This is a genomic window from Ramlibacter sp. AN1015, assembly GCF_037726105.1.
GTDB lineage: Bacteria > Pseudomonadota > Gammaproteobacteria > Burkholderiales > Burkholderiaceae_C > Ramlibacter.
On record NZ_JBBJUM010000005.1, the window covers coordinates 1 to 16705 of the forward strand.

Annotated in this window: 16 protein-coding genes; 2 read left to right on the forward strand and 14 right to left on the reverse strand. The window is 62.1% G+C overall.

From position 1 onward, the window contains the following. The coding region (locus tag WG922_RS09325; protein ID WP_340282266.1) for a hypothetical protein at positions 1 to 283 on the reverse strand (283 nt) is incomplete at its 3' end. Positions 284 to 558: 275 nt separating this feature from the next. Between WG922_RS09325 and WG922_RS09330 the strand changes: the two genes are divergently transcribed. Continuing rightward, a complete protein-coding gene (locus WG922_RS09330) occupies positions 559 to 816 on the forward strand; it encodes a type II secretion system protein GspK (RefSeq protein ID WP_340282267.1) in 258 nt (85 codons plus the stop codon). 31 nt (positions 817 to 847) lie between these two features. Here WG922_RS09330 and WG922_RS09335 read toward each other — a convergent pair whose 3' ends face one another. From WG922_RS09335 to WG922_RS09380, 10 genes are all read right to left on the reverse strand, one after another. Further along, positions 848 to 2668 carry a glycoside hydrolase family 15 protein gene (locus WG922_RS09335; RefSeq protein ID WP_340282268.1) on the reverse strand — a complete coding sequence of 607 codons (1821 nt, stop codon included), beginning with the start codon at positions 2666 to 2668 and terminating at the stop codon, positions 848 to 850. A gap of 2 nt (positions 2669 to 2670) precedes the next feature. Further along, positions 2671 to 3483 carry an SDR family oxidoreductase gene (locus WG922_RS09340; RefSeq protein ID WP_340282269.1) on the reverse strand — a complete coding sequence of 271 codons (813 nt, stop codon included), beginning with the start codon at positions 3481 to 3483 and terminating at the stop codon, positions 2671 to 2673. 14 nt (positions 3484 to 3497) lie between these two features. Then, positions 3498 to 6140, reverse strand: a complete 2643-nt coding sequence (locus tag WG922_RS09345; RefSeq protein WP_340282271.1) for an NAD-dependent epimerase/dehydratase family protein — start codon at positions 6138 to 6140, stop codon at positions 3498 to 3500. Positions 6141 to 6232: 92 nt separating this feature from the next. Next, complete coding sequence (locus WG922_RS09350) at positions 6233 to 6568, reverse strand: four-helix bundle copper-binding protein (protein ID WP_340282272.1); 336 nt, start codon at positions 6566 to 6568, stop codon at positions 6233 to 6235. 1936 nt (positions 6569 to 8504) lie between these two features. Next, complete coding sequence (locus tag WG922_RS09355; protein ID WP_340282273.1) at positions 8505 to 8876, reverse strand: copper-binding protein; 372 nt, start codon at positions 8874 to 8876, stop codon at positions 8505 to 8507. Then, the gene (locus tag WG922_RS09360; protein ID WP_340282274.1) at positions 8873 to 9280 is read right to left on the reverse strand and encodes a DUF411 domain-containing protein; all 408 of its coding nucleotides are present in this window, start codon (positions 9278 to 9280) and stop codon (positions 8873 to 8875) included. Before WG922_RS09360 ends, WG922_RS09355 begins: the two co-directional genes overlap by 4 nt. A gap of 71 nt (positions 9281 to 9351) precedes the next feature. Next, positions 9352 to 9888 (reverse strand): cupredoxin domain-containing protein, encoded by a 537-nt coding sequence (locus tag WG922_RS09365; RefSeq protein ID WP_340282275.1) that lies wholly within the window; start codon positions 9886 to 9888, stop codon positions 9352 to 9354. A 41-nt stretch (positions 9889 to 9929) separates the two neighbouring features. Next, positions 9930 to 11345: a multicopper oxidase family protein gene (locus WG922_RS09370; RefSeq protein WP_340282276.1), complete on the reverse strand. Its 1416-nt coding sequence runs from the start codon at positions 11343 to 11345 to the stop codon at positions 9930 to 9932. A gap of 38 nt (positions 11346 to 11383) precedes the next feature. Continuing rightward, positions 11384 to 12805, reverse strand: a complete 1422-nt coding sequence (locus tag WG922_RS09375) for a TolC family protein (RefSeq protein ID WP_340282277.1) — start codon at positions 12803 to 12805, stop codon at positions 11384 to 11386. A gap of 22 nt (positions 12806 to 12827) precedes the next feature. Beyond that, on the reverse strand, positions 12828 to 13220 hold the full coding sequence (locus tag WG922_RS09380) for a hypothetical protein (protein ID WP_340282278.1): 393 nt from the start codon (positions 13218 to 13220) through the stop codon (positions 12828 to 12830). A gap of 238 nt (positions 13221 to 13458) precedes the next feature. On the opposite strand from WG922_RS09380, the gene WG922_RS09385 reads away from it, so the two are divergent. Then, a complete protein-coding gene (locus tag WG922_RS09385; RefSeq protein ID WP_340282279.1) occupies positions 13459 to 13623 on the forward strand; it encodes a hypothetical protein in 165 nt (54 codons plus the stop codon). Positions 13624 to 13872: 249 nt separating this feature from the next. On the opposite strand, the gene WG922_RS09390 is transcribed toward WG922_RS09385, so the two are convergent. The 3 genes from WG922_RS09390 to WG922_RS09400 form a co-directional block, all read right to left on the reverse strand. Then, positions 13873 to 14244, reverse strand: a complete 372-nt coding sequence (locus WG922_RS09390; RefSeq protein WP_340282280.1) for a DUF4148 domain-containing protein — start codon at positions 14242 to 14244, stop codon at positions 13873 to 13875. A gap of 276 nt (positions 14245 to 14520) precedes the next feature. Beyond that, on the reverse strand, positions 14521 to 15969 hold the full coding sequence (locus WG922_RS09395) for a heavy metal sensor histidine kinase (protein ID WP_340282281.1): 1449 nt from the start codon (positions 15967 to 15969) through the stop codon (positions 14521 to 14523). Further along, the gene (locus WG922_RS09400) at positions 15966 to 16640 is read right to left on the reverse strand and encodes a heavy metal response regulator transcription factor (protein WP_201685626.1); all 675 of its coding nucleotides are present in this window, start codon (positions 16638 to 16640) and stop codon (positions 15966 to 15968) included. The genes WG922_RS09395 and WG922_RS09400 overlap by 4 nt, the downstream gene beginning before the upstream one ends. Between the last annotated feature and the right edge of the window lie 65 nt (positions 16641 to 16705).

Consider the following 16705-nt stretch of genomic DNA (forward strand, 5'->3'; position numbering starts at 1 on the left):
CGATGTATTCCATTACGTCGCGGGAACTGCGCACGGAGCCCGGGGACTGGCGGAGGGCGTCCAGGCATAGGCGCGACACCTCGCCCCGCGCCAGCGTCGTTTCCATCTTCGGCCGCTCCGAGAGTTTCCGGTTCCGGACCGCGGGGAGGTCTGCATCCGGGTCTTCCACCCGTATCAGGTGGTCGAGGCTGCGCAGCGTCTGGTAGTGCCGCCGCAGCAGCGCCTCCGCCTGGCTGATTTCCTCCAGCAGTTCTTTTCGCCGGGCGTAGAGCCCGCTCAGCAATCTTGGTCTATCCGACATCTCTGCACCCACTTCTACGTGTTGCAGAGTGCCGCGGAACAGGGCGTGCCCGCTAGGGGTAACTCGCCGATAGTTGACGGCCGAAGTTCCGCCGCGGACCCAGTTGCTCGGCGCCGACCTGGCTCAGAGGAAAGAGGGCCGGAATCGCGTGTTTTCGGGTGCGAGAACGGGTATCAGGAACCAGGCTTTCGCCCTCAAGCAGCATGGCATTCAGGCGGTAGTTTGGCTAGGGGGTAGCTCGCCCATAATGCCGCCGTATGACCAACGAAGCACCTCAATCACGCGCCGCGGGCGTGGATCTGAATACCGCGAGCGAACAGGTACTGTCGAGCGCACTGGGGCTTGATTCCGACATGATCCAGCAGCTCGTGCAGGTTCGTCCACTGCGGAGCTGGGATGATGTGGCGCGCCTGGCTGGCTTCACTGCACCGCAGCTAAGAGCGCTGCAGCACGCTGGCGCGCGCATCGGTGGACCGGACGGCGGAGGGGATCGGCCTGGTCGGGTACACGCCTGACCGGCCTGGCCAGCTGCCCTGCAGCCCCTCATCATCTGCTGCGCTCCAAACCCGCGCCCTTCTGCCGACGCTCGGCGGGCCCAGGTGCCTGCCCCAGGTTGCGAGCGCTGTCTGCGAGTGCCAGATGGCTGAACGCTTGCGGAAAGTTGCCCAGCTGGCGCTTGGCTATCGGGTCGTACTCCTCGGCCAGAAGCCCAACGTCATTGCGCAGCGATAGCAGATGTTCGAACAGCTCGCGCGCTTGTGCTTGTCTACCCTGCAGAACGAGGTTGTCGACCAACCAGAAGCTGCACGCCAGAAAGGCGCCTTCGCCCGGCGGTAGTCCATCGCTCGCCTCGGCGGAATCGTAGCGCAGCACGAGGCCGTCTCGCAGCAGCCGGTGTTCAATGGCTGAGACCGTTCCCTGTATGCGGGGGTCCGATGCCGGCAGGAAGCCCACTGCGGGCAACAGCAGCAGGCTCGCATCCAGATGCGACGAGCCATAGGACTGGGTAAAGCTGCCCAGGCGGACGTCGAACGCCTTTTCACAAACGTCCCTGTGGATACGATCGCGCAAGGAAGTCCACTCACTCACGGGTCCGGGAAGCCCGAATTGCTGTGCGCTGCGTACCGCGCGATCGAGAGCCACCCAAGCCATCACTTTGGAGAAGGTGAAGTGACGCCTTTCGCCGCGGATCTCCCAGATCCCCTCGTCCGGCTGGTCCCAAACGGTCGTGAGGTGTCGCACCAGAGCTTGCTCCAAATCCCAGCCAACCTGCGGATCGCCGCCAAGATGTGCGCATCTGGCCTGGTAGAGGGCATCCAGCACTTCGCCGAACACGTCCACCTGTAGCTGGCTATGGGCTGCGTTTCCGACACGCACCGGCCGCGCACCTTGGTACCCTGGCAGCCACGGCACTTCCCACTCGGTCAAGCGCCGCTCGCCGGCAAGGCCATACATGATCTGCGCCTTCGCAGGGTTTCCCGCAACCGCACGCAGCAGCCACTGCCGCCAGGCAAACGCTTCCTCCCTGTAGCCAGAATCCATCAAAGATAGCAGCGTGAACGTTGCATCTCGCAGCCAGCAATAGCGGTAGTCCCAATTGCGGGTCCCGCCGTGCCGCTCGGGCAGCGAGGTTGTCGCGGCCGCAACAATGCCGCCGGTTGGCGCATAGGTCAGCGCCTTCAGGGTGATGTGTGAGCGTAGTACAGCCTCGTGCCAGTCTCCCGTGTGGGTGCATCGTGCCGACCAGTCGCGCCAGAACTGCCGGGTATCGGAAAGCGCCTGGGCGGCGTCAGCTGCGCGGGGCTCCTCCTGGTGCGAGGGGACGTATGACAGCGCAAAAGAGAACTGGTCTCCCGCATGCACCGTAAACTCCGCGCGCGTGCGGGAGTCTTCCCCACGTAGCGCGACTGGTGAGCGCAGCACGACCATGTCAGGTCCGGCAACTGCGCGGATGCCATCCCCGTGGTCCAGACGCGTAACCCAGGGCACGACGCTCCCATAGTCGAAGCGAAACGCCAGGTCCATCGTCATCGGAACATCCCCAGCCAAACCGCGCACGGTTCGGATGAGGTGCGGCGACGAGTCGCGAACCGGCATGAAGTCCGTGACGAGCACCCTGCCATGTGCCGTCTCCCAATGGGTCTGAAGCACGACCGAGCCGTCCTCGTAGCGTCGACGAGAGCGGGCCCGCGGATCGGCCGGGGCCAGCAGCCAACAACCGTGCTCTGGACCACCGAGCAGCGCTGCGAAACACGCTGCCGAATCGAAACGTGGCCAGCACAGCCAGTCGATGGATCCGTTCTTTCCGACGAGGGCGGCGCTCTCGCAATCCCCAATGAGCGCATAGTCTTCGATGTTTAGGCTCATGGTCAGCCGTTGTCCTTGAATGCGGGGTAAAGCGTCATACCGCCGTCCACGAACAGCGTGGTCCCCACCACGTAGTCCGAGTCGTCGGAGGCGAGCCACACGGCCGCCTTCCCGACATCTTCCGGCTCTCCAACTCGGCCGTAGGGGATCAGTCGTACAAGCCGCTCGTGTGCCTCCTCGGTACTCCACGCACTACGGTTGATAGGCGTTCGGATGGCACCGGGGGCGATGCCGTTCACGCGGATGCTGTGGCACGCGACCTCCTGGGCCAAGCTGCGCATCATCAACATCACTCCGCCCTTCGACGCCGCATAGTTGACGTGCCCGGCCCAGGGAATGAGCTCGTGCACAGAAGACATGCAGATGATCTTGCCCCGGGCGCGAGACAGCTGCGAGGGAGGCTGCGCGAGAAAGCGACGCACGGCCTCGCGCGCGCACAAAAACTGTCCGGTCAAGTTGACATCGAGGACCCGTTGCCACTGGGCCAGCGACATGTCGGCGAAAGATGCATCCTGCTGAATTCCTGAGTTAGCGACTAGAACGTCGAGACGGCCGAAGGTGTCCTCCATGGCAGCGAACATGACCTGTACCTCTGCCTCCAGCGAGACGTCGGCGCGCAGCGCTACTGCCCGTCCGCCCTGCTCACGGATCCTGTTGACGACGGCTCGTGCCTCGTTTGGATGCGAGCGAAAGTTGACGCCGACCGAAGCTCCAGCTGCGCCTAGGGCGAGCGCCACGGCCGCACCAATGCCCGAGCTCGCTCCGGTCACCAAGGCTGTTTGCCCTTGCAAGGGGAGATATCCGGGCGAGGACACGGCTCTACTCCCCGTCAGATCACGAACCGGTCCCAGCTGGCATAGTGCTCCTGGCTGCGTCGCCCTCGTGGAAGACTAAGACCGATGACGGCAAGACCCAACACGACACTGGCCAGCGTTCCGCTGCCGGAAGCACCGTCCATCAGCCAGGGTGACAAGAGCAGCCAGCCGCCCAGCAAGACGTTCACAAACCGAAGCGCCCGAGCAACCTCAGCTGTTGCGATGATGGACACTGTGATGACGAGCGCTCCCACGACATGGTCGCTGTTGGCCATCGCACCTTCGTTGCCGAACAGCACCCGAGTGAACATCAGCACGGCGCCAAGCACGACCACAACCGCCAGTGTCCACGGAAGCGTGACCCCGCGCACCAAGTCGCGCCAGGCGGCACCGGGCTGACCCAGCCAATCCTCGTTGTCCTCCCGCCCGCCCTCCACGGCGCCTCCTTTGAAGAAGATCCTGAGCAAAGGCTTTCCGCGGCAGCGCGCCCAGTACAGGTACTGCCCCATCGCAATGACCTCGTCGATCGCGAACGGGATCATGACGAGCATGGCGAGCCCGGCGATCAGGGCTGGCGTGCTCCAGGTGCCAATCACAATGGGCTGGATGATGATGAAGTACACGCTGATCACACCCAGCGGGATCACCAAGATGCCGAAGAAGGTGACCATCCAGGGCATGGTGCGCCAGCGATTACGCGTTCCCATGACGGCCATCAAGATCTCCAACATGTAGCTCACCGCTCCCAGGCCTGCATCCGGGATGGGCCAGGCACGCGAGACTTCGGACGTGATGATCTCTTCGGTGCCATTGCGCGGGTCCTGCAGGCTGCCTGCGAAAAACGGCTCCCACGCCTGGTCGATGTGGCCCAGCTGATAAGCAGTAAGCATGCGCGAGATGAGCAGCCCGATGAGCCCCATCACGGCAATGGGAAGCCGCTGCGCGCCGGTCGAGGGACAGTAGCTCCAACCTGGGGGAACCGCCTTCGGGTCCATCATGCCTTCCATGCTCATGCCAGGCATCATCGGCACCAGAACGGAGAAGGCGATCACCAGCGAGCCGACGAGCAGGTCGTTCTGGTATTGCGCGGCACTCGGGCTCCAGAAAAACAGGGGCGCGAACAGCAGCCAGATACCAATGAAAGCGACGGCCCACTGCGCAAACCAGGCATGTCGCCTGGACAGAGAAAGCGCGCCGAAGACAGCGATCAAAAGGCCACTGAGAACGTCGCTCACCGCGAGCGCTTGGGCACGCCATTCAGGGTCGGGCAGCTGCCGCTCGGCGGTGATCGCAAGTATCTGCGCAGAGGCGCTGACGTTCGCTGTGTCGTAGACGAAGGGACTGGCAGCCAGCCATAAGCCCAGTCCGATGTTGGCAAAGTGCGCCCAACGGGTACGGGCAGCATCGTCGCTCATCATCTGCATGTGATCGTGCCCGGAATGCTGGCCACTCCCAGTGTCGGCACCGGGCCGGTGATGCTCATGCCCTTCGCAACCCGTGGGCTCTGCTTCACTCTGCTCATGTCCGTGTCCACGCCCTGTCCCGTGGCCATCGCTCTCCGTCGAATCAGGCTTGCGGCGCTGCCCATACCATGCGACCAACGACGGGTTCAGCTTGTTTGCCTTGTACCAGCCCGACGGGTCTGCCCTGAGCGCTGCAACCATCTTCGGCAGCGTCTCCCTGAGAGAGCGCTCCGGCTCCCAGCCGAGCAGCTGCCGTGCTCTCGAAATATCGAGCACGTAGTGGTCGTTGGCTTCGTCGACCATCCAGGGCTTGATCGCACTGTCGCTGCCAACGACCTCGTTCTGCAGCCAGCTACCGGCCCGGGCGAGCGGCTGCGGGATCCGCAGCGTGCGCCAACCCTCGCCGTGGAGGGCCTCGCCAACGATGTCCTGTATCTCTGCATAGCCGAGGGCCTCGGGCTCACCAACCAGCAACGCGGTCTCGGCCGGCAAGGACCTGCGGCGCTCGATCAGGCGGACGACGGCTGCAGCGAGGTCGTCGACATGAAGAAATGACTGCCCAGCGCACAGCATGCCAGGATAAAAGTGAGAGATGAGCCGGTGCTCGTAGATGCGTGCAATCTGCTCTGCGATGAATGGCGAGTGCCCGACATCGTCATAGACGCCCGCGATGCGCAGCAGCACCAGCGGCACCTGGCCGTGCCGCTCCCGAGCCACCTCTTCGGCCCTTGCCTTCGACTCTGGATATGCCCAAGCTGGCTCAATCGCTGAAGACTCGTTGATCGGAACCTCGGGACGGTCGCTCGCCTTATGTACGAGCATCGTGCTGGCATAGATAAACTGCTCAACCTCTAGCGCCTGCAGCTGCTCAAGCAGTCTGCGGGTCCCCTCCACGTTGACCTTGTCATACAACGGGTTGGGCTCTCCGGAGATGTCGTAGTACGCGGCAAGGTGTACGACCGCTGCGATGCGGCGCCCGAAGCGCTGCGAAACCTGAGCGACCGCAGATTGCACGGCTTCGTCGGAAGCTAGGTCAAAGTCGACCGCATGAGCCGGAGCTGGAGGGTCTGGCGGCCCTGGACGGTCGAACGCCACGACAGTGAAAGCGGGCGCAAGTTTCTGCACCAAGGCGCCGCCAATGAACCCGGTCGCGCCGGTCAGGATGACGATGGGTTTGTTGTCTTGTTGGTCCATGATCGATCCCTTTGCTGGGGCCAGCCGAGAAGCCGCAGGCGGTGCGCGCCAATAAACGGCGCAGCTGCAGCCGACCGCCTGCGGGGTTGCTGCTAGGCCGTGGCGGCCATCTTCCGGCACTCTTCGGCGCACCGGCGGCATGCTTGTGCACACGCTTGACAGTGATCCATGCTGTGCTTGGCGCACTCATCACCGCAGAGCTGACAAATTTCAGCACAAGCATTGCAGACGGTCTTCGAGCTTTCGCTTGCACGACTCATCACGGCGGCGGCGAGTTCACAAATCTGCGCACAGTCGATGTCAAGCGCAATGCAGCGCGCCATCATCTTGACATCCTGCTCTTGCAGACAGGCGGCCGCGCAGTGGTTGCAAGCTTCCGCGCAGTCATAGCAAGCAGCGATGCAGCTGGTGAAGTTCTGGTGTGGCATGAAATTGCTCCAATGGATAAACAGGTTTCAGACGCCTTACGGCAACGGAGTTCTCCTCCCCCGGCGCAATCGCACCGGTCCCGGCCGAGTGACGACACATCGAAGTGGTCTTCTTCTTTTCACGCGGCCCCTCAAAGATCGCGTGGTGAGTTCTCCGCCAACGTGAGCTGACTTGCAAGAGTGAAGTGCTGCAGTGCCACCGACGTGGGGCAGGAGAGGAACGAGCCTAATTTATGGTGCTGACATAGAGTGGGACGTAGGACACCACCGATTCGGTTCTCGCTACGCGCAGGCACCAGGGTCGCGACCCGAGCCAACCGGCCAGAGCGTGAACCCATTCCCGAGGATCTCAGACCGGCTCAGAATTCGTCACGCTGCCTCCGCACGAGCAGTTCGACTGCCCGAGCGGCGCGACCCAGGCTCACAGCAGGTCCGGGCCCGACGCGGGGAGAACGTCCGCAGCGCGTGTCCCAATATACAGAACGACACTGAGACTGCCGAGAAAAACTCCGAGCTCGTTTGCTGTCAATTTTGTAATCTTGATGCAATGCCAATGACGCAGGTGGCATGGTAATAGGCGTGGCGCCTACTCTGCACGGCTAAGACAACGCCCAATGCGGGTGTCCCTACAGACAGCCCGACGCCGAGACTGCCGTGGAAAACTGCTTCGTTCGCTGTCAATTCCGTAATTTGGCTGCAATGGCAATGACGCCACGCACGTGATATTTGCAGTGGCAGCGGCCTACTCTGCGCGCAGTCGCTTGCCGACCCAGCCCGCTGTTTGGTGCTGACGCCGAACGCTCTGAAGATTCCATAGCCTTGACGCTTCCGGATCGCAGCAGACCTGCGCCGGATTACCTGACCACAAGGAAGCCAAACATGAAATCAACGCTTTTGACGAAACGCCTTCTCGCCGTGGCCTCGGCGCTTGCTGTGGTGGGAACTGTCAGTGCACAAGGTGTACCGGCACGGCCCGCTGCAAACCCAGCACTGGGCGCTGGACAAGAGAGCACGCAGCACACACCGCAAGGAGAAACGGGAACCCCGCATGGTCACCCTCAAGCTGCGCAGTCCGCCTCCCCCGCATCGGGCGGGCAAAGCACCGTGATGGGCGCCCAAAGAGGCAGCGCCAGCCCCGCCCTCGGAGTTGGGCAGGAGAGCCCCCACCACACGCCCATGGGCGAAACGGGCACACCACATGGCCACCCTCAAGCAGCTCAGCCCGCCTCCTCCGCACGAACTGGTGAGGCCGCATACGATCGCACGTCCCGTGGGAGCACCGTGATGGGTGCCCAACCAAGCACAGCTAACCCTGCTCTCGGCGCTGGGCAGGAGAGCCCCCAGCACACGCCCATGGGAGAAACCGGAACGCCGCACGGGCACAGAAAGTGATGCTGAGTCGGCAGGTGCACTGATCCAAAAGGCGCTAAACGGCGGGGTGTGCACAGATCGCCGACCTGAACTGGGCTATCCTGCGCGCGCGCCGCGCGAAGCCATCGATGTCCAGCGGGCAGGCGGCGTGCCGATCGTTTTTTTCGGCACGCGTATCCAGAACAAGTTGTCCACAGCGGGGTACAGCCCCCAGCTGTGAACTTGTTGCAGGTATAGATTCAACGACTGATGAACGCACCAACCAGTCGCCCGGCGGCGGTGAATTGGTCGAACCCCACGAGGCGGCGTGCCTGCACCGGCACGGTTCCGCAGCGGGCGTAGCTGCAACGGCTAGTCCCTTTTTACGGGCCGCCTTCGTCCTTTCCGCGCGCTCCAGCGCTTCGACCTGAGCTTGCCCACTCCCCGGCGCTTGTCGCGCAAGATCATGTATAAAACGCCGAGCCCAAGCGCCCCTCCTCCGGCTATCCATGCCATCAGGAGGTTCAGCGTGTGCTCGGAGGCGTTCGGCAGATCAAAGAGGGGGTGTGTCACACCCGACCGCGCACTACTTCACCGGCTGCAGATCCACGAGCGTGAACTTGCCAGCCTCGTTCGATGCTGTGAAGCGCACCTTGTCACCAGCCTGGACCTTGTCCAGCAGGGACGCATCAACGACGTTGAACACCATAGTCATGGGCGGCATGTCAAGGTTCTTTATGGCGCCATGCTTCAGCGTGATCTTCTTGTTCTCCTTGTCTACTTTGCGCACCTCGCCCTCGGTCATTTCCGCCGCCGCTGGAGCTGCCGATGCCGCCGGCGACGGCGACGAGCCGTGGTGCGCACCGGAGTGCGGCTGCGACTGGGCGTGCGCGCCCAGGGACAGCGCACCCGTGACCGCAATTGCGCCGGTGACCAGAACGTACTTGACTGCTTTCATGACCTGTTTCCTCCGTATGAGTGGTAAACCGTGGCGTTGCCGTCCGTGGACAGCAGCATCACGCTGTAAGGATCCTTGCGCCCTTTATACAGAGCGCTATCCATGCCCGGAGATCCGACGGGCATTCCCGGCACCGCCAGGCCGAGTCTTTGCGGCCGCTCCTTCAGCAGACGGGCGATTTCGCGAGCTGGCACATGGCCTTCAACGGCATAGCCGCCGACCAAGGTCGCGTGGCACGAGCCGAACTTCTGGGCCACTCCCAAGCGCGCGCGAGCGGTGTTGTTGCCCACTTCGTGAATCGTGGTCTGGAAGCCGTTCGCTTCCAGGTGCTTGACCCACGCCGTGCAGCAGCCGCAGCTTGGATCTTTCCAAACTTCGACCCCGCCACCGGCGCCTGCAAGCACCGCCGCGGGTGCTGCAACTAGGAGCGAAAACCCAGCCGCTCAGGGCCAACCCCCTGGACCCGCCAGACGCATTAGTGCTTGTGGCCCGTACCATGGCTGCTGCTCTTTGCGGCCTGGCCCATAACGTTGATCTTGCCCACCATCCCAGCCTGGTAGTGACCAGCGATCAAACACGCGAAGTCGAAGTCACCGGGACGATTGAAGGTCCAGACCAGCTCGCCTGTCTTTCCGGGCGCCACGTGAGTCATGTAGGGCTCGTCGTGCTCCATCCCAGGGTGCTTGGCCATCATGGCAGCGTGCTCGTCCAGCTCTTTCTTAGTCCCGATCACCATCTCGTGCATCACCTTCCCGGCGTTCTTGACGACAAACTTGATCGTCTCGCCCTGTTTGACTTCAATGCGTTCCGGGCTGAAGCGCATGTTATCGGTCATGGCAATCTCAATGGTGCGGTTCGCTGCCTTGGCGTCCCCGGCAATGCCCCAGGCCTTCTGCTCCTTCTTCACGGCAGCAGCCGCGTCCTTCTTGCCGTGGGTCTCACCTTCATGCGCATAGGCGCCAAGGGACGCGCCGATCAGTGCAGCCGCTATGGCGGCGTTGAGCTTGTTCATCTCCAGATCCTTTCGTGGGTTGTTGAGCGGGTGAAATAGCGTTAATGCCCGGCGTGTCCCGCCGAAGGTTTGCGCACCTTGACTTCCACATCCTGCGCCGGCTTGGCCTGAGCACGCATGGAGCCAGCCCCGGCATCAGCTGCGCGGGGAGCGGCCGGCAGCTGTCCGGTGAACTCGTAAGCTACGGTGCCCTGCGGGTGCTTGAACCAGCCAGGATTGCCGTAGTCGCCCGGCTTCTGGTTGGCGCGAACTTTCACGACAGTGAACATTCCGCCCATCTCGACGGAGCCGAACGGACCCTCGCCCGTCATCATCGGGACGGTGTTGTCCGGCAGCGGCATCTCCATCTCGGTCATGTCGGCCATGCCTCTCTCGCCCATCACCATGTAGTCGGGTACCACGTTCGTGATCTGCTTGGCGACCTTCCGGTGATCCACACCGATCATGGTTGGTACATCGTGGCCCATGGCATTCATAGTGTGGTGACTCTTGTGGCAATGGAAGGCCCAGTCACCTTCCTCATCGGCAAGGAACTCAATCTGCCGCATCTGGCCCACCGCCACATCAGTGGTCACCTCGTGCCAGCGCGTGCTCTTCGGCGTGGGCCCACCATCAGTGCCCGTTACCAGGAACTCATGCCCATGCAGGTGTATGGGATGGTTCGTCATCGTCAGATTTCCGAAGCGGATGCGGACGTTATCGTTCTTTCGCACGTTCATCGAATCGATGCCGGGAAAAATGCGGCTATTGAACGTCCACAAATTGAAGTCCAGCATCGTCATGATCTTGGGCGTGTACGCCCCGGGGTCAATGTCATACGCGTTCAGCAGAAAGACGAAGTCCCGATCGACAGGATCGATTAGCGGATGACGGTCCTTCGGGTGTGTGATCCAGAAGCCCATCATCCCCATTGCCATCTGCACCATCTCGTCGGCGTGGGGGTGGTACATGAAAGTTCCAGGCCGCCGGGCCATAAACTCATATACGAACGTCTTGCCTGAAGGGATTGCTGGCTGGTTCAAGCCCGCCACCCCGTCCATTCCGTTGGGCAGACGCTGGCCGTGCCAGTGAACGCTGGTGTGCTCGGGCAGCTTGTTTGTCACGAAGATGCGCACCCGATCGCCCTCGACCACCTCAATGGTGGGCCCAGGCGACTGCCCGTTGTAGCCCCACAGGTGCGCCTTGAAACCCGGAGCCATCTCGCGCACCACCGGCTCCGCCACCAGGTGAAACTCCTTCACGCCATTGTTCATGCGCCAAGGAAGCGTCCAGCCGTTGAGAGTCACGACAGGGTTATACGTGCGGCCGGTGTTCGGTGTCAGCGGCGGCATGGTGTCCGCCCGGGTCTGGATGACCGGCTCGGGTAGTGCGGCCATGGCCACCTTGCTGACCGAAGCGGCGGCTACAGCACCCGTAATGGCGCCGGCGCCGCTCAGGAAATTACGTCTGCTTGTCATGATCTGTTCTGTCCTTGCTCGTGTACGTTCAGAGTGGCTCAATGGCCGGCTTCCGCGCCTCCGGCGGGTGCGCCGGCCGAGACAGCTGTGCCTCCCACTGCGATGGGTTTGCCGATGAGAGAGGATGCAAGTGCAGCGTCCGCCAACCAGAACTGCTGCTGCGCATTAATCGCCTGCATGACGCTGGCCACCTGCTCGCGCGTATCTGCCAGCAGCTCAAACACGCCGATGAGCATGCCGTTGTAGCGAAGTACGTTTTCGTCAGAGATCGTCTTGCGCAGCGGCACGATCTCGTCGCGATAGTGGCGGGCCAGGTCGTAGGCAGTGCGATAGGCCGAGTAGGACTCTCGCAGCTGCGACGAAGCAGAGCGCACCACAGATTCGTAGCGGTTGGCAGCCGCCAAGGACTGCGCGTTCATCGCAGCGCGCTGTGCACCGCCCAAGTCAAAAAGCGGAAGGCGGATCTCTAACTCAAAGCCATTCGCATTGGCACGCTCATCGCCGTCGAAGACGGTGTCGCGACGTACTCCAGCCTCCGTATCGAAAAGGCTGTTGACCAGATTCAATCCTTGCGCCCTCCCGGCCACCTCCAGTTGTTGGCGGGCCAGCTGCACGTCCAGGCGCTGCTGCGTGGCCGCAGCAGTGACATCTGCCGTAGCTTGCGGCTGCTTGGGTAGGTCCGGCAGGCGCTCAGGAAGCTTGAGCCGCTCGGCTTGGGCGGCGTCTAGCCCGAGCAGACGCACGAGTTCCTCGCGCGCTGCTGTAGCCGCATGACTGGCTGCAGCCAGCTGAGCAATCGCATCCGCATAGAACGCCTGTTGCCTCGCCCGCTGCAGCCGGGTGAAGTTCCCCACTTGCTGCAGGCGCCGGGCCAACTCGGCTCCTGCCTCCGCTGACTTGCTGACCTGCTCAGCGTACGCCAGCTGCTGCCGAGTGGCAACCGCCCGAACCCATCCCTGCCGAACTTGGCTTACCTGCTCGACAACAGCGGCACTGAGCTGCGTCTTGGCCTGGGCCGTCTGGCTACGGGAAATCACCTGGCGCTGAGGAAGGGTAATCAGGTCCAACAGGCCAAACGACAGCATCCGCCCGATCTCCAGCTCGCTCCCAAGGCGCACGCGTTCGAAGGTAAAGATCGGGTTAGCAATCCGGCCGAACTGGTTCGCCGCGGCTAAATCTGCCCAGCTTTGAGCAATCAATGCTTGCATCGCTGGACTGTTTGCCAAGGCAAGCTGAACCGCTTCGTCCATACCTAAAGGTGTTGCCAGCAGCTGCTCGCTCAGGCGTTGGCGCGACTGGCGCTGTTCGCCGGTGCGACTGAGCTCGAGCTTGCCTTGCGTAAAGGTCGGAACTGCTTGGTTCGTCTCCTGGACAGCCTGTTCAATGTTCAGGGATGCGCAGCCCGCCAGGACAAAAGCTGCCGCAGCTACGGCTGTGAGTCGGAAGATTCTTGTTTTCATCGTCAGTTCGTCTTCTCGTCTTTTATTGCTTGCCGTGGCCGGCGTGCGGGTTCGCAGCGCCGGAAGCGCCCCGGCTGCCTTCCGGCTGTGCAGGTGACTGAGGTCCGTCCTGGCGCGGCGCAGCGCCCTGGCTTTGTTGACCATCTGCTTGCTGCGCCTCCTTTGCATAGGCGCGCCAGCCGCCGATCTGGCCGACGGTGTCATTGGCCTCCTTCCAGTTCACGATCTTCTCGTCCGTGAAAGGCTGGTAGCCCTCCAGAGCGGACCGGTACGTCAGCGCGCCCGAGGAGCTGGTGCCCGCGGCCGCAGATTCGCTGGTCGCGTGGTGAGGAGAAGGTGCGGGTTGTGAAGGTGCGGGTTGTGCAAGTGCAGCCAAGCTCGCCGCAGCGGCTAACGCTGCGACTTGGCTGCGCATGAGGAATGGAACAGTCATAAGGTCTCGCAAAGAATCGAACACAGATATGCCCGCCGGAGCACTCGACTCGTGGCCGAGGCGGGAACCAGCGCGCTGCGGTGGCAGCAGTTCAGTCGCGAGGGGGCTTGTCCGGAACTTGCACGGGAACCCCGTTGATGCGGACGACTGGCTCGGCTGCGGGCAGAGTCAACTGTGCTCCCGCCAAAGTCAGAGCTTCCGTCAAGCTAAGCCCCACAGCGTGACCGCAGGCGACACACGCGCCACACTCGTGGGCAGCACCGGTCAGATGAGCAGTCAGCCCGATCGACTGCGGCTCCTCGCCGCCCGTAGCAGCGGCGCCATGGTCGTGATGAGCGTGTTTATGCCCGTCGATTTCGAAGGAGCCCGGCGCGCCACCGCCTGAAATGACTGAAACTGCAGCTTCCGCTGGCCCGGCCAGCCCCAGCGAGGGGATGGCAGCAATCAGTAAGCAAGCTAGCAAGAGGCGAAGGCGCACCATGGCTGATTTGTTTATGCGAGGTGGACCGAGTAGCTGTCGGGGCTACTGATGAATTTACTGCTGGGCAGTTTACGTGGACGGTGCGTTCAGAAGGACTACAACCAGATTACGATTTTGTAATCTGGTTGTAGCTGCGGCAGTCCTGTCTGACGCTTAGTTGATGTACTGCTCGCGCATCGCTCGCCGCTCGGACTCACTCAGCGCGGGCGAAGCACCCATCGTGCTCGGTGCAGTGGCATTGAAGGCATCGTTATGGACGCGCCGCCCGTCTCGACGAACGTACTCGTGCTGGTGTGGCACATAGCCTGCGTCTCCACCCACCACACGGCCGCCATCGACCGTTATCGGATTGGCACGAAATTCCTTCAGTTCGGCTTGCACTTGTGCACGCGTTCGGTTGCTTTGGAGCGGGTGCGTTTCAAACCCGACTTCACCACCAACCCAGGTGGCGCCACTGTTGGCGAATGCAATGGGCGATGCCAGCGCGGCGAAAGCGATCACGACGGCAGATTTGCGGATGGACATGTTTAACTCCTCTGATGTTGGCAATGGGCCCGTGCAGACTCCTGCACGGGCGTGATGCATTCGCTGCAACACGGAGGCCAATGTAGGCTCGCGGCGGCGTCCGCGGACTGACATGAGCGTTACCAATACGCAAGGAAAGAGGCTGAGGCAAACGCACTGAGCGTGTGAAAAAGCGAAGCCAGCTGAAAAGAGCCGATGAACCCGGGCCTGCCCAGGAGTAGCGGCTCCTCACCACCGCTCACCCGCTGCTGTGGACAGTTCCTGCGGCAGCGGTCATCAGACTTCGCCTGTAGCAGTTCCACCAACCTGCTGTGCGCGCGTGTCACCTCTTGCGGGAAACGTCAGCTCAAACGTTGTTGTACGCGTGCTGGAGTCGCTGCGCGCGCGTACATTGCCGCCGTGCGCCTCCATGATGGAACGCACGATTGCGAGGCCAAGTCCGGTGCCCCCGGTCAGTCGTGCGCGCGACGAATCGATGCGGTAAAAGCGATCGAAAATGCGCTCCAGGTGATCAATCGCTATGTGGCCACCGACGTTGGAAACTCTCAAATTGCTGCTGCGCGGGCCCCCTTCCACTACAACATGAACAGTAGTTCCGGGGTCGGCGTGCCGCACCGCGTTCGAGAGCAAGTTGGTGATCGCGCGCTGCACGAGCATTAAGTCCGCGTGAACGGCGCCGTGCCCGTGTACATCTACCTTCACGCCCTTTTCTTCTGCGACCACGGAAAGATATTCTGCAATATGGATAGCTTCATGATGCAAGTCCACATCCTGGCATTGCAGCACGCCCTCCCCCTGCTCCGCTTGCGCAATGAGCAGCATGTCCGAAATCAGCCTAGACAGCCGCTCTAGTTCTTCGATATCCCCCTCCAAAACTTCCCTGAGCTGCGCCGGTGATCGCTCCCGCGACAATGCCACTTGGTTTCGTCCCAGAAGGGTAGCGATGGGCGTGCGCAATTCATGTGCGAGGTCCGCAGAAAACTCCTGGAGCCGACGGTAGCCGCCGTCGATGCGCTCCAGCATTCCATTAAATTCTCGAGCCAGCTCACTCAGCTCTCCCGGAAGCCCTGATTCAGAAACACGTCGGTTAAGCGACCTAGCTCCTATCGATGCGGCCATGCGTTGGAACCGCCGCAGTGGTGCTAGCGCCGTCCTGGCGATGATCCAGGCGCCAAGCGCGACAACCGCGAGCAGCAAAGGCGCGCCCAGCAGGCTCGCTCGAAGAAAGCCGGCGAGAAGCCGTGTATCGTGCCGCCGATCGAGTGAGATGTAGTATCGGACGCGACTACCATCGACAAGTTGGAAGGTTCCGCGCAGTGACTCGAGCGCCTGCCCGGAACCACTGCGCCAAGCGTGATACCCGTCGTTCGTGGTCGCGGCGTCGAGCACCGAAATCGACTCTGAAGCTGCAGGCGAAAATGTTGCAAGGAGCGCTCCTGTCGCATCGTCTACCAGCGCAAGGTGGAGGTCGTCGTGCCCGATCAGGACGTCGTTGAAGCGATGCTTGCTGACTGGAAGATCCGCTGCGGAACCAGTCTCAGACAGCAGGTGGACAACCAAGTCTCGCTTTCCTGCAAGTTCAACAGCAGACCGTGCATCGAGCTGCCTTCCGAGAGCCCAGTACCCCACAACCATTCCGACACCCGTGATGAGTAGCCCAAACAGGGCGCTCGCCACCGCGATACGGGTGGCGAGCGAAGCACGGGGCAGCTCCGCCCACCTCAAACGCGTCGCTCCAACACATAGCCAACGCCGCGAACTGTGTGGATCAACTTTTCTGGGAAAGGATCATCAATTTTTGCCCTCAGCCTGCGAACCGCGACCTCGACGACGTTAGTGTCCGAGTCAAAGTGAATATCCCACACAAGCGATGCGATCTGTGTTCTCGAAAGCACCTGGCCCGTCTTCTGAGCGAGAAGCGAAAGCAGCGCAAACTCCTTTGCTGAAAGGTCTATCCGCTGCCCTCCTCGGGTGGCGCGGTGCCGGACGGGGTCGATTTCGAGCTCGCCCACACGAACAACGGGATCGCCGGGAACCGCTTGATTGCGTTTGAGCAGTGCCCGAACACGTGCGAGAAGCTCAGGAAACTGAAAGGGCTTCACGAGGTAGTCGTCCGCCCCTAGTTCGAAGCCGCGGACCTTGTCGTCGATCCGGTCTCTGGCGGTCAGCATGAGGACGGGGACCTGTTTGCCAGTGCGCAGCGCTGACAAAACGGCGAACCCATCTATGCCCGGGAGCATCACGTCTAGGACAACCAAATCATGGTCACCACTGGCCGCCGCGTGCAACCCATCTACGCCATTGGCAGCAACCTCAACGAGATACCCGCTTTCTGCCAGCCCCTGCCGCAGGTATTCGGCTGCTTTTGGCTCGTCCTCGATGACCAGAATCTTCACTTTGTGCTCCTCCATTGATCCGCCACGCGAACCGGCTAAGCGATGCTAGCGCGCAACGGATAACA